Here is a 14,306-nt window from a genome sequence, read left to right as displayed (position 1 = left end):
GAATCGCTTGCGATATAATGTTTTCTATCTATCTTTGCACCCGATATGAAACTACTATTTACAAGCGTAGCTTTGATGCTATCACAGTCGGCATTAGGACAAGTCACAGACTCGTTGGAAACCGACACGATGAAGACCCAAGATCTTCAGAACGTGACGATTACCTCGCGCCGATCAGGTACTCGCAAACTGGCGGGGCCCTTGAATGGTATGATGCAGAGAAGACCAACGCAGAAGCCATCATCAAGAGTTTCGACAAGTTTGGCTATAAAGCCACAGAGGTGAAAGCCGAGACTACTACTGAGAAGAAGAAATAAAAAGTATTTTTAGGTTTATATTCAACAAACAACACAACTATGCAAGGAAATTTCTCTTATTACAATCCCACCAAATTGTATTTTGGTGAAGATGCCTTGAATTATCTGAAGGACGAATTGAAGAACTACGGAGACAAGGTGCTGCTGAACTATGGTAGCGGCAGTGTAAAGCGCAACGGTATTTACGACCAGGTAGTAACCATCCTCAAGGAGGCTGGCAAGACTGTAGTAGAGAACCCTGGCGTGATGACCAACCCAACACTTGAGAAGCTGAACGAAGGCGTTAAGATTGCTCGCGAAAATGATGTTGACCTGATTCTGGCCTTAGGTGGCGGTAGCGTATGCGACTATTCAAAGGCCGTAGCAGCATCAGTATGCTATGAGGGCGACTACTGGGATCAGTTCTGGCTCAAACAGCAACAGCCTGCTGCCGACCAGAAGTTGCTGCCCGTGGGTTGCATTCTCACCATGGCTGGCACTGGTTCTGAGATGAATGCCGGCACAGTCATCACCGATGCTGAGCACACCCTGAAACTGGGCCACGTGTTCGACGACCGTCTGATGCCAAAGTTCTCTATCCTGAACCCACGTTTCACTATGACCGTTCCCGAGAACCAGATGAAGGCTGGTATCTACGATATCATGAACCACATCATGGAGCAGTACTTCTCTGACTTCGACGATAACACCAGCGACTACCTCTCTGAGGGACTCATGCGCTCAGTTATCTATAGCAGTCGCATTGCTGTGAAGAATCCTCAAGACTACGAGGCACGCTCAAATATCATGTGGACAGCCACTTGGGCACTGAACACCCTTATCGGTCTGGGTAAGAACCAGGACTGGATGGTGCACATGATTGGTCATAGCGTTGGCGCATGGACCCACGCTCCTCATGGATACGCATTGGCATCTGTATCTATGGCTTACTATCGTCGCGCCATGCAGAACGGATTGCAGAAGTTCGTACGCTTTGCCAAGAACGTATGGAACATCAGCGGCGAGGGCATGACCGATCAGCAGATTGCCGAGGCAGGTCTCGAGGCACTGAAGGCATGGATGCTCGAAATTGGCTTGCCACTCACCATCAGTGAGCTAGGTGCTACCGAGGAGATGATCCCTGGCATCACCGAGACTACCGTCATCTATCCTGCCGGTTATCTGAACCTGAGCAAGGACGACATCACTGAAATTCTGAAGGAGAGCATGTAATTTCCCAAAACAATTTAAGAGATGCTGGTTTGCTGAGCGAGAATATCATGCTAGCTGCACAGGCTATGGGTCTCGGCACCGTATGTTTGGGCGGTCCTGTACGCATGCTGGTGGCCAACGAGAAGTATAAGTTCTTCTTAGATAGCCTCGACCTTCCAGCCGACTATAAGCTGGACTACATTCTGGCCGTGGGTTATCCCGACGAGCAGCCTGCTGCCAAGCCTCGCGCAGCCGAAAAAGTGAAGTTCATCAAATAAAAATCTTAAAAAATGATAACTCCCAAAGCTATTTCACATAGCTTTGGGATTTTTTCTTTATATTTGCCACTGATAATCTAATAATATTTACTACTAAACAGAAACAATTATGGAAATTAAAGCAATTCGCATGTTTGATGGAGGTTTCATGCACCAGGAGTTTGCCTTTGGTGGCGAAAGCAAGGAAGGAACCGACCCACAAATTAACTATCGCAGCAGTCTGCAGAACTTTTTGATTGATACAGGAGAAGAAGTGATCCTTGTTGATACAGGTTTTCAGAACGATATGCAGGCCCCCGAGAAGAAGTTGGGTGCTCCACTCTATATGGGTGAGAAGCTGAAAGATTATATGGAAGCCTTTGCTGAGTTAGGTTATAAGCCCGAACAGGTAAGCAAGATTCTTGTTACCCACAAGCATCCCGACCACTCAGCTGCCTTGCAGTACTTCCCCAACGCCAAGATTTATATGGGCCCAGAAGATGCCGATGACATGAAACTGCCCGAAGGTGGCAACATCATCCGTGCACAGTATGGACAACCTTTCAAGAACTTCCCCAATGCACAGGAGGTAGCACCCGGCGTATGGTTTATTGAGGCCAAAGGTCATACCAAAGGTAATAGCATCATTATTGCTGAGTGCGATGGACTGTTCTATATGTTCCATGGCGACGTGACCTATTGCGATGCAGCCCTGAAGGCCAACAGACTGAGCATCGTGTTCGAAGACCTGGCAGCAGCTCGCCAGACACTCGACCGTGTACGCCAGTTTATCAAAGACAATCCCACCGTTTATCTCTCAACCCACTGTCCTGAGGGCTATGAGAATCTGGAGATGAAACGTGTGATGACCCTATAATAATATGAATCGAAATCAAGAAATCATAAAAACCAGCTGGATAGGCATTATCACTAATGTACTGCTGGCTGGTTTTAAAGCTTTTATTGGTATCTTATCCAGTTCGGTAGCTATTGTACTGGATGCCGTCAACAACCTGAGCGATGCACTAGCCAGCGTCATCACCATCGTTGGCACCAAACTATCGCAGCGCCCTGCCGATCGCAAGCATCCCTTTGGCTTTGGGCGTATCGAGTATTTCAGTGCCATCATCATTGCTGTTATCGTGCTGTCGGCAGGTATCACCTCGTTCATCGAGTCGGTCAAGAAAATCTTCAACCCCTCAACCCCCGAATACACCACCACGGCCCTTATCATCATCATTGTGGCCATTGTGGTTAAACTGGCGTTGGGCTGGTATGTCAAGCGCAAAGGTGAGCAGTTAAGTAGCGATGCCTTGATAGCCTCGGGCTCCGATGCCCTTTTCGACTCTGTCATCACCTTCTCAACCCTCATCTCGGCAGGCATCATGCTGTTGTGGAGCGTATCGCTGGATGGTATCCTCGGTGCGCTGATATCTGTTGTCATCATCAAAGCCGGTATAGAGATGCTCGCCTCGCCCATCAACGAACTTTTAGGCACCAGCATTCCTGCCACGCTCACCAAACAAATCACCCAGGATGTATTGGCTTTTGAGGGCGTGCACGGCGTTTACGACTTGATACTGCACAACTATGGCCCCGACGTAAAGATTGGCTCGCTGCACATCAATGTTTACGACACGATGCCAGCCCATGATATCCACGGACTCACACGCAAGATTACCATGCACATGGTAGAGCATTACAATATCATCATGACGGTGGGAGTTTATGCCATCGCCACAGGCTATAACCGTCGCGCCGAACTTCAGGCCCAAGTGATGCAGGCACTCTCTGCTCACCCCGAGATTCTGCAGGTGCACGGATTTTGGTATTCTGAGAAAGACAATCTTCTGTCGGTAGATATCGTACCGGATGTTGAAGTAAACGAAGAGGCCGACCTTGCCACCAAGCTTACCAGAGAGATTCAGCCATTGGTGCCCGATATGCAAGTGATCATTGTGATCGACCATAATTACACAGAATAACATCGTTTGACAACTACGTTTTTCTCTGTTGATAGTGAAAAGTTACTTAAAAGTGAGCAACTTTTCACTTTTTTAATGCCACCTTTCATATTTTTATTGTACATTTGCAATGTGAATGTAGAGGCGCAGCTTCTACTTCGCCCGGAAAGGTTCGCTTAGCCGCGATTAATTGGGAATGTGAGTGAGAATCTCCAACTGTCCCGCAGCAGTGAACTCCATTATGGCTTCCAAGCATCAAAGCCATTGCCCATTTGGGTGAGAAGGCGCTTGGCAGTGGAGTAAAGTCTGAAGACCAGCCTTTATCGGCAACCAGCCAATCAGCTCTCGATGTAAGGGCGTGCGGCGCAAGTTTTACTATTTTACAAAAGTCATTATGCAGTACATTCTAGTTGTTGCAATTGAGTTTTTGCTGTCGTTTATTGGTGTAGCCCTGCTCATCAGGCACTATAACCATAAGGCATAAGCTCACTGATTTACATGAAAAGCCTCACGCACGCTGGCGAAACAATCGCTGGCGACATTAAGTTTGTTTTGCAAAACGAAAGGATTGTTATAAAGTGTAAAAAAGACGTGTTTTCGCACACAAATTGATTGTGTTCGCACACAACCGCTTGATGTATATCAAAAGAAGTGCATTTTTTTGCGAAAAGTATATCACTTTTCTTGTGAGGTAACGAAAATCGTCGTACCTTTGCATCGACAAAAAGATACAGAGGTATTAGTTAGGTAATATAGATTGATTTAGGTTTTAGTTAGAGTTAATAGTTAGTTAGAATTTGGTTTTAGGTTTATTAGTTAAATTGGAGATAGGTTTTTCTAAGGTGTTAGAAAAGATTTGTTAGTAAGGATAACAAAGACGCAGTGGTGACACTCCGTTTTTTCTCAGAAAAGGTTTTTAGTTATTCATAGATTGTTGGTGCCGCCCTCGAGTCGTTGATGACCCTTGAGCGGCTTTTTTTATGCACCAACAAGCTAAATACAAGTTAGAATGAACGCATAGTGATATGGCTTATTACCATCAATGGTATATTGCGGCAGGGTGCGGCGCCCCCAAGTGTCGATGCCACCAACACCATGAATATTCAAATCGATATTGAGATTTACAAACTGCCCACGCTGAATTTCATACGGATGACGAGCCGCCTCAAGGTTTTCCTCACCATAATCCCAGGCACGAATGCAGAGTGGTTGTAATCCATCAATACGCAATGTGTTAGAACCATTAGATATACTGAACCAACGCACATCAGTACGGCATCCATTGTCTTGAGGACGTATGTATTCGGTTTCGAATTGTGACAATGGCATCTGATAAAGACCGAGGAAAGCACTCCGTTTGCGATCAGGATAGTTTTCCCAGGGTCCACGACCATAATACGCTATATTTGTCATATCAGCTGCCAAACGCATACGCATGCCCAACTTTGGTATAATTGGGCGATTTGTTTCTGTGGGCTGATAGTCAACATCAACAAGAATGCTACGCTCATTAAGCACGGTGTAACGCACCTTCACATCTTTTACCTCTTTCCACATAGCTACACGCCCCGCAAAACCAGCGGCATGCTGATTGTCATTTTCTGGTTTCCAGAAATATGGTTCGAGGGGGGCTTGCAGCACTTCGCGCCCATCTATCATCCATGACGTGAGTGCGTTACCACGGATGGTAATGCCATTACCTGCAACAAGAGAATCAGAAGGAGTCACTACTGGTTTCGGGAACACATAAGGCGAAAGTACAAACTGCTCACTGGCTACCACAAATCCTTTCTGAGCCCAAGGCATATCCTGACGCAAATGCGCAGCCACATTCAACAGTCGTTCACCATCAATCACGATAGTATCACACGTGATGTCGTACTCACTCACATCAGTAAAACTGTCACGATTGATAATATGAATGCTATCCCCTTGTAACACAAACTGCAAAGGTTGATACACATGTTGTACCTCATAGTAATGAGGATGTGGCGTACGGTCGGGTGCCAGCAAACCATTGATACAGAAGGCATCTAAGTTTGGTTTATCACCAAAGTCGCCTCCATAAGCCCAGAACTTCTTATCCCCATCTTTCTTAACGAGGCCCTGGTCCACCCAATCCCAAATGGCAGCGCCACAGATACTTGAGTCGGCATATATCACATCCCAGTACTCCTGCAGGTTACCCACGGAGTTACCCATGGCGTGGGCATATTCGCGTGCTATCAGCGGTTTCTCAGTTTCTTTGATAGCCTCACTGCGCAGTTCGTCGGGTGCAGGATAACCAAAGTCGTGCAGAGCGGAGTAGCGTGGATGACAATCGTAGAAAGGCAGGCGTGTAGAGTCAAGCTCGCACACCTTGTCATACATTGCCTGAATATTAGGACCTACCCCACCCTCATTTCCAAGACTCCAAAGGATGACGCATGGATGATTGAAGTCACGTTTCACCAACGATTCTGCGCGATCCACATGCGCCTGCTTCCAAGCCTCATCATGCCCCATCTCTTCGTTGGCATAGCCATAGCCATGACTCTCCTGATTAGCCTCGTCCATCACATAGAGCCCCCATCTATCGCAGAGTTCATAAAGATATTCGCGATCAGGATAGTGCGACGTACGCAGAAAATTAATATTGGCCTGCTTCATCAGTCGAATGTCCGTCTCATAGGTAGCATCATCTACATAGCGACCTGTGATAGGATGATGATCATGACGATTCACGCCGCGCAACTTTACATTCTTGCCGTTGATTTTGAAAACCTCTCCAACGGTTTCTACCCGTTTCACTCCCAGATGATAATCAAAATGCTCAACCACGTTACCCTTCTTATCTACGAGTTCAACGCTAAACGGATAGAGATGAGGCTTCTCAGCCGACCAAAGGAGCGGTTTATCTATCAAATGCGATAACTTGACATGCATGGTATCACCAGCAACCAGAGTTTTCAGAGTTCCTTGGATTGTATGCCCATCTATTTTCAGCTGAGCTGTTAGATGTTCAGCGTTCTGAACACCTGTATTACAAATGGCGATATCGGCAGTCACGAAGGCTTTCGTAAAATGGCGGTTGGGTACAGCCGTCACGTGATAGTCGGCAATATGTACCAACGGGCGCACCCACAGTTGCACCTCACGGAAAATACCAGAAAGTCGCCACATATCCTGATCCTCCAGGTAGCTACCATCGCACCAACGATACACCTCGACAGCCAGTTTATTCTTACCTTCGCGCAGATACTTTGTCACATCAAACTCGGCTGGCGACATCGAGTTCTGACTGTAGCCCACTTTCTTTCCATTTATCCAGACATACATAGCAGAATGTACACCACCGAAATGCAGGATAAGGTTCTTAGTGAGCATCTCACTGTTCACGTCGAAATAAGTGACATACTGTCCCACAGGATTGCGGTTCTCATAAGCGGTCCAGTCGCGTGGCGGTTCACTCGTCACACTAGGCCGATTGCGCTTAAAGGGATAGTCGATGTTAGTATAGATTGGTGTGCCAAAGCCCTGTGTTTGCCAGTTGCCGGGCACTTTGATATCATCCCAGCTGTTCACATCGAGGTTCACCAGTTGGAAGCCTTTGATACGACTTTCGGGATTAGGCGACCAATGGAACTTCCATACGCCATCAAGACTGATGATCTCGGGACAGTCCTTCCATTTCGACGGCAGTTGCAAGGTGGCATGATAGGGAAGTTTATTGATGCCCAGCACAGCAGGGTTCTCCCAGTCGGGCACAGCAGGTTCGCTCTCACTGGTTTCGTCGTCAGCGATAACCGGTGCCAAATAGGCCCCAAACGTCTTGACAATAGGCTCACATTTGGCATCAATAACGGTGAAACGAAGTTTAGTAGCTTTTACGGTAGGGAAACAAATGATACGGCGATGACCGATGGTGGTAAGTCCGTCGCCATTCTCTACGAGTTCGTCCTTTAGTGGCAGCCACTGTCCATCAACCAGTGCTTCGAGTGCAAACTTTTTTATGCGCTGCCCTTGAGCGATATCTTCTTCTACCAAGAAACGATTGAACGCCGTTGGGCGTTTGAAACTGAAGGTCGTAACACGCTCTTTGGTACTTCTCTTTGTTTTCTTGAGCAGATTATCCTTAAACACCCTGTCAATCATCTGTTTGAAAGCAACGCCACGCATACTGTCGTTAGGGTGTATGAGTCCGTTAGGGGCTATGGGAAAATTTAGTAATAATGTGGAGTTACGTCCCACCGATTTATAATAGGTTTCCATCAGTTTCGATAAACTCTTGACCTGGTCGTCCTCTGTTTCGTGATAAAACCATCCCGGACGTATGCTGGTGTTGGTTTCGCCTGGCACCCACGAGTCGCCATCCTCAAGTCCATAGTGCAACATAGGCCATGTCACTTCGCCATCATGATTCAGCAGGCTCCAGTTGGTCTCTCCCACCTCTCCTGCCTCTGTTCCAACCCAACGCAGGTCGCCACGGTCACTGCCATCATTCCATATAAGACATCCAGGCTGTAGCTCTCTTATCATCCGATAGGTTTCTGGCCATTCATAATAAGTGGTGCGATCAATCTTACGCGTCTCGTTAGCACCACCATACCAACCATCTCCCCCATTAGCACCATCAAACCACACCTCAAAAATATCGCCATAGTTTGTAAGCAGTTCACGCAATTGATGACGGAAATAAGTAACGTATTCCTGATGGCCATATTTTGGATGATTTCTATCCCAAGGCGAGAGATAAACCGCAAATGCCAATCCTTCCTCACGGCAGGCTTCGGCCAACTCTCTGACTACATCGCCATTACCATTTTTCCATGGTGAATTCTTCACACTATACGAAGTGTAAGCTGATGGCCACATGCAGAATCCACAATGGTGTTTAGCTGTAAAGATAATGCCTTTCATGCCCGACTGCTTGCAGACACGCGCCCACTGCCTGCAGTCCAATCTACTTGGATTAAACAGTTGAGGAGACTCATTTCCAAAGCCCCATTCCTGGTCGGTATAAGTGTTAAGCGAGTAGTGAATGAAGGCATACATCTCCATATCTTGCCAGCGTAACTGATTCTGAGTAGGCACAGGACCGCAAGGGGCATCATACCGCACCCGAGCATTAGTCTGAAGCGTCAGAAGGGCCATGAGCGTACCAACTGCTATCTTTCTGCTATTTATCATTTTAGTTTTTTAATTATTCGACTGCAAATATACAACTTTTTATCTAATTATTCTCTTTTTTCCATCAATAATTAAGATTCCTTTTGTATCAGCTGCTACCCGTTGGCCTGCCAGATTATAACACTGACCAGTGGCTTTTGTGGTAGCAGCCGATGAATTGATGCACCGAATGCCAGAAGTAGGTCCTCCCCAAGTGGCAGCAGCACAACCTTCGATAATGCCATCGAGTGAATTCTGGTCGAAGACCGACAATGTACTGCGATCAATAATGCACATGATTCCACCCGTACCATATCGATTGGGATTATTAATATCCCACACGTATGGGATGATGCCCCGTTTGATAGCTTCCTCATTCACTGTTTTATGAAACAACCGGATACTAGCATCATGCTTTTTCTGGATAGATCCATTAGAGAACTCACGCCAGTTAGCTCCATACTCACCGAGTATCACAGGAAAGCCCTTATCCACGAAAGCCTCTTTCACCATATCAAACTGTTCACGCACATAGGCCTCTTCGCCCCACGTAGAGTTGTACTTTACATACGACCCCGATGGCACATGGTTGGCAGCGCCCCAGAAATAGTAAGGCTCATCGCCATTAGGTCCTTCCCATACACCGGTAAACTGTGGCGGACTATAGTAATGCACCTCTATCATCAGCGCCTTGGAGGCAGAATCCACAAACTTGCTCATATCCACATATTTGCTTGACAGCTCAATACTGGTATTGGGGCCTTGTACAACCAGCGTTCTTGAAGCATTATTCCCCCCCGTAGCTCTGACAGCATCGATAAAAGCCTGCTCATAGGTCATCAGTGCCTTTATCTGTGGCTCTGTTTCTGCTTCGGGTTCGTTGAGTCCAGCAAAGAGCAGATGCTCATCATAGTCCTTGAAGGCCTCGGCAATCTGGGTCCAGAGTTTCTTCATCTTGATGCAGTTCTTCTCTACTGTCGGCTCTGAGATATCACTTTTAAAGGTGCCCTGTATCCATCCACCATCCCAATGATCGTTCAGTACCACATAGAGATGGGCATTGATACAATAGTCAACGATTTCCTTCACCCTTGCCATCCAGTCGGAATCGATAGTCATCTCGTCGGCATCGGTGATATGTCCCATCACCCATGCAGCAGGAATACGTACCGACTTAAAACCCTTGGCTGCCACAAAGTCAATGATAGCTTGTGTAGTGGTGGTGCCTTGCCATGCCTTCTCTGCCCCCAAGCCACCTTTGTTGGTATAGATATTATCCGAGCCACCACCTTCAAGCGTATTTCCTAAGTTCCAACCAGGATACATCTTTGGGGCTATTTCCTCAGCATGAGGAAGTTGAGAAAAACCGGCGGTGCAATGAAGCACCGCCAGAATCAAGAGAGTTTTTTTAATACTAACCATTACATATCAACTACTAACAAAAAAAACTTAAGTATGTATTATTCTACTCTAATAGACGATATCCGCACTTTCACCTTATCCATTCCTACTGCTTCTGAAAGCCCCAGGAAGTCGATTGCAAAAATAGCGATGCCCGAACCAGCACCAGCCAATGTCATGGTATAGATGCCGTCGCCCTTGACATGAACCGAGCCCGTGCCATCGGCATTGTATCCCCAGTTCTGAGTGCCCCACGTGCCATCAGCAAAAATCATAGTAGCATCACATTCAGCATCGCCGATACCAGATATAGCGAAGGTGACACCGATGCGCTTGTCAAAGTTTACCTTACTGCGGTCCACGCCACAGGTCTCATCACTGCTGGCACCAGAGCCATCCCACTCGTTGTAGATATCTGCTCTGAAGTTACCATTCTTCTCAATGTCGCCAGTAACAAGTTTGGTGTTATCGAAAGGCAGTTTGGTACCCCAATCGTCCATCACACAGGTGTTCAGTTTCACGTTGATATTCTCTGCACCAACAGCATTCGACAATCCGATAAAGTCGATGGCAAAAATAGCGATACCCGAACCTGCACCATGCAGTGTTACGGTATAGGTGCCATCACCCTTAATCATCACCGAACCTTCGCCATTGTCGTTGTAGCCCCAGTTCTGACAGCCCCAAGTGCCATCAGCAAAGATCATGGTGGCCTGACACTCTGTGTTACCAATACCTGTTATGGTAAATGTGGCAGAAATAGACTCCTTGAAGTCAACCTCGCTGCGAATGAGTACAGAAGTATCATCCGTACCAGTACCCGAGCCATCCCATTCGTTATAGATATCGAAGCGATAGTTACCATTGCCCTCGATATCGCCCTGAACGGCATTGTAATTACGGATGGTGATACCCTCCTCCACAGGTTCCTCTTGACGTACAGAACGGATAGCCAGCTGCAAGGCGCGCTGCGACAAGCCGGCAGAAGCACCCTCGGCAGCAACCTTCAAGGTCTTGCTATAAGCATCATTAATCTCATTGATAGTACCCGACCAATAGCTACCCATTGGCAGGAAGATGCTGTTACCATTCTTGGCCGTGAAGCGAATGCCATCAACACCATCCACAGTCACAACATCCTGAGTAGTCTTGCTAATCAGTTCTTCTACCTGGTCGATAGTAGGCATTTTGCTCTTCATTTTGGCATCACCATCGATATCCAGCGAAGCCAGTACATCATCGTCGGTTCCAGCAATATCCCATGGTGTATAATCATCATTGCTGGTAGAGCGATTATAGAATGTCTGGTCGCCATAGCCTAACAACAGTCCGTTTTCGTTTTCCTTCTCGGCACCGAGATTATACTTGGCCCACAGCACGCTCAAGCCCAGATCGACATACTCCATAGACTGACTGGCTGTAGTAAAGCTTTGGATATTACCTAAGATAAATCCATCTCCCACTTTGGTATAAGCAGCATAATAATAGGTAGTGCCTGGAAGAAGTGATTTTACCGTTGTCGAGAAGTTGCCATTAGCCTCATCCAGCGCCACGTCAACACCTGTTGGTACTTCCTCTTCCGAAAGGGCATACTTGAAGCCTACGGCAGTAGATGCCAGAATATCATTGACACCTTGTGCCTGTCCGCTCAGCAAGGCGCTGCAGGCAGTGATATCCGTTGCAGCCTGTGTAGCCACATCGGCATCGGTAGCCACAAAACTCTTCACCTCACCATACTTCGTAACTTTACCCTGCAGGGTAACAAAAGTGGCATAGTAGTAAGTGGTGCCCTCGGCAAGTCCCGACAGTTGAGCCGACACCTTACCATTCTCATCGATAGCGCCTATCTGACGTGTTCCACCCTGTGTAGGATCACCACTAGTACTATAGACCGACCCCACCTGATAGGAACTTGATGCCAGTCCCGACAAGTCTTGTATCGTACCATAGGTGGTGGCAGAGATGGCTGTCACTGCAGCATCGTCGGTAGTTATAGAGCTAACGACAGCACTCGTACTGATGCTATAGTCCTCATCGTTGCTGCAGGCTGTCTGAAAAACGACAGCCGTGAGCAGCATCATACCCGATATTATTCTATGTTTCATATAATTATCAATTTTCTATTATGAATTATCAATTATTACTTCAGTACCACATCGCCTACATCAAACTTCACACCGATGGTAACCTCGATAGAACTACTGAACTTGAATAGACTTGTATGCGAAGCCGACTCGTCGTTCCAAGGATTCAGAATATAACGGCGACCTGTTGTTGGGTCATCACCAACCTGGCGAGAGATAGTCTCATCGTCCATACCTTGTTCAGATCCAAGCACTTCTTTACCATCCACCTTAATGCTCTTCAGCACGAGATCGGTGTTAGGATGCTTCTTCAGAATCTTGGCTACATCGAGGAACATCAGATAAGGATCCTGGGTATTAGTAGAGCCGTTAGGTGTCAGCGTAAAGGTGTAGTCGCCTTCGCCTGTGATGTAAACCTCTGAGCTCTCCAAGAATGCCCAGCCAGTATCTGAGTAGCTCAGTTTGCCTGTGAAGCTCTCTACTTGTGCACCACCAGTCTGCTTCTTGAAATGATAAGCCAGATACTCATAGGCATTGCCTTGATCGTCATACTGTTTTGCTCCCAGCCACAAGTCGGTCAGATCGCCTGTACGATCACTAATCTCATAAGAGATCACCTGCAACTCATTGGTGACAGAAGCAAACTTGATGTTCTTATTGGTAGAAATACCAAATGATGGAAGCTGTGAGAAACTCAGTACGCCGTCGTCGCTGATGCTGTAAGTACCCTCGGTGACATTTCCTGAGATATCGGTAATCTTGAATGTCTTAGTCTTTGAGTTCAATTCAAACTCTGCATCTGCGATATCTGCATGTCCTGCAAAGCCTGTGCGTGAGATTTCCTCACCAGCCAGTGTGAACCATCCAAACGGCATGTCCTCATCAAACTTATAAGTGGTGGTAGTCTGATTGAATGGCTGCAGATAGTTCTTCCAGTCCTCTGGCAGCGTGATGGTAGTGATAACAGGAGGCACGTAGCTATCCTTAAAATCCTTTGCAATATAGTTCAGAGAGAAAGGTGTATTGTCGTCCGACCCACCATCAAAGAGAATCTGCATGGCATTTTCTGTGAGATAGATAACCTTGTAGTTTCCATCAGCGCGCTGCCCTACTACATCATCAGGATTAATGCTCAAAGGAATCACACCTGTGAATGATATGGTATGACTGGCCACATCCATATTGAACGAACCTTTAGTACCATTCACATCCACATTCGCACCATTGATCAGATCGAAGGTCATCGTACCGAAATCGGCAGCACCACAGATCCAACTGTTGCCAGCCCAGTCGGCACTCCAATACCAGTCGCTGGCATGTGTTGGGTCGATAGCTGTAGAAGAGTCCCATTGCTCTGAGTCGAGATAGTTCTCGCCAGCCACATTGTGGAAGGTATCCCAGTTCATGCCAGAGGTATAGAACCACTTAGGTCCACCAAACTTCAAACAGGAACCTGCCGCATCCAAGTCGAGCACCCAGGTCTTGGAATGACCTACACCACCTGTCAGCATGGTCCATGCGGCATCAGAGATGAGGTTGGGGTTCATTGCATTGATATGGAATGCAGCTCTGTCGCTGAATACGATTCCACCTCGTGTTTGCACACCCATACGTACATAGTAATCGCCATCGAAGGCCACACCTACCTGATAGGTACTATTGGTGCTGGTGCCCGAGACGCTCACATCGTCGGAAGTAGGTGCAGGACCATACTCCCAGTAAACAGAGTAGCTACTTGGTAGCAGACTTTTAAACGTCACCTGATTCGTTGATTGGTCAACAGCCACAGAGAAGCCTGTGTTCTCGGCCAACTGAGCTGGCGAGAGGTCGATGTTGCCCATACTGTCTGATTCTGGTGTACATGCAACCATCAGCCAAACCAAGCTCATCATCAACCCATATAATAGATTCTTTGTTTTCATAACTCTTAATTCTTAACTCTTA

The 14,306-nt window shown here is 47.0% G+C and carries 8 protein-coding genes and 1 riboswitch; of the genes, 4 read left to right on the top strand and 4 right to left on the bottom strand.

The features are described 5' to 3' along the window. The first annotated feature begins 356 nt into the window (after window positions 1-356). The 4 genes from T360_RS0110910 to T360_RS0110895 all read left to right on the top strand — a co-directional run bounded on the left by T360_RS0110910 (window position 357) and on the right by T360_RS0110895 (window position 3,750). On the top strand, window positions 357-1,529 hold the full coding sequence (locus T360_RS0110910) for an iron-containing alcohol dehydrogenase (RefSeq protein WP_028912822.1): 1,173 nt from the start codon (window positions 357-359) through the stop codon (window positions 1,527-1,529). Window positions 1,530-1,558: 29 nt separating this feature from the next. Then, window positions 1,559-1,786 (top strand): nitroreductase family protein, encoded by a 228-nt coding sequence (locus tag T360_RS0110905; protein WP_051523530.1) that lies wholly within the window; start codon window positions 1,559-1,561, stop codon window positions 1,784-1,786. Window positions 1,787-1,895: 109 nt separating this feature from the next. After that, window positions 1,896-2,642 (top strand): MBL fold metallo-hydrolase, encoded by a 747-nt coding sequence (locus T360_RS0110900; protein WP_028912820.1) that lies wholly within the window; start codon window positions 1,896-1,898, stop codon window positions 2,640-2,642. A 4-nt stretch (window positions 2,643-2,646) separates the two neighbouring features. Continuing rightward, window positions 2,647-3,750: a cation diffusion facilitator family transporter gene (locus tag T360_RS0110895; RefSeq protein ID WP_028912819.1), complete on the top strand. Its 1,104-nt coding sequence runs from the start codon at window positions 2,647-2,649 to the stop codon at window positions 3,748-3,750. Window positions 3,751-3,880: 130 nt separating this feature from the next. Beyond that, window positions 3,881-4,066, top strand: a riboswitch (cobalamin riboswitch). 656 nt (window positions 4,067-4,722) lie between these two features. Here the strand turns inward: T360_RS0110895 and T360_RS15215 are convergent. Genes T360_RS15215 through T360_RS0110870 form a run of 4 tightly spaced genes read right to left on the bottom strand, consistent with a single transcriptional unit; the run spans window position 4,723 to window position 14,284 of the window. Then, the gene (locus T360_RS15215) at window positions 4,723-8,898 is read right to left on the bottom strand and encodes a glycoside hydrolase family 2 TIM barrel-domain containing protein (protein ID WP_369793514.1); all 4,176 of its coding nucleotides are present in this window, start codon (window positions 8,896-8,898) and stop codon (window positions 4,723-4,725) included. 39 nt (window positions 8,899-8,937) lie between these two features. Then, window positions 8,938-10,299, bottom strand: a complete 1,362-nt coding sequence (locus T360_RS15205) for a glycoside hydrolase family 5 protein (RefSeq protein ID WP_081772782.1) — start codon at window positions 10,297-10,299, stop codon at window positions 8,938-8,940. 38 nt (window positions 10,300-10,337) lie between these two features. Continuing rightward, window positions 10,338-12,383, bottom strand: a complete 2,046-nt coding sequence (locus tag T360_RS15200; protein ID WP_155949516.1) for a hypothetical protein — start codon at window positions 12,381-12,383, stop codon at window positions 10,338-10,340. Between the two features lie 35 nt (window positions 12,384-12,418). Further along, entirely contained in the window at window positions 12,419-14,284 is a 1,866-nt protein-coding gene (locus T360_RS0110870; protein WP_155949514.1) for a hypothetical protein, read from the bottom strand. Window positions 14,285-14,306: the final 22 nt, after the last annotated feature.

Origin of the sequence: Prevotella sp. MA2016 (assembly GCF_000619825.1) — a bacterium.
GTDB lineage: Bacteria > Bacteroidota > Bacteroidia > Bacteroidales > Bacteroidaceae > Prevotella.
This window is presented reverse-complemented; position numbering and strand designations above follow the sequence as displayed.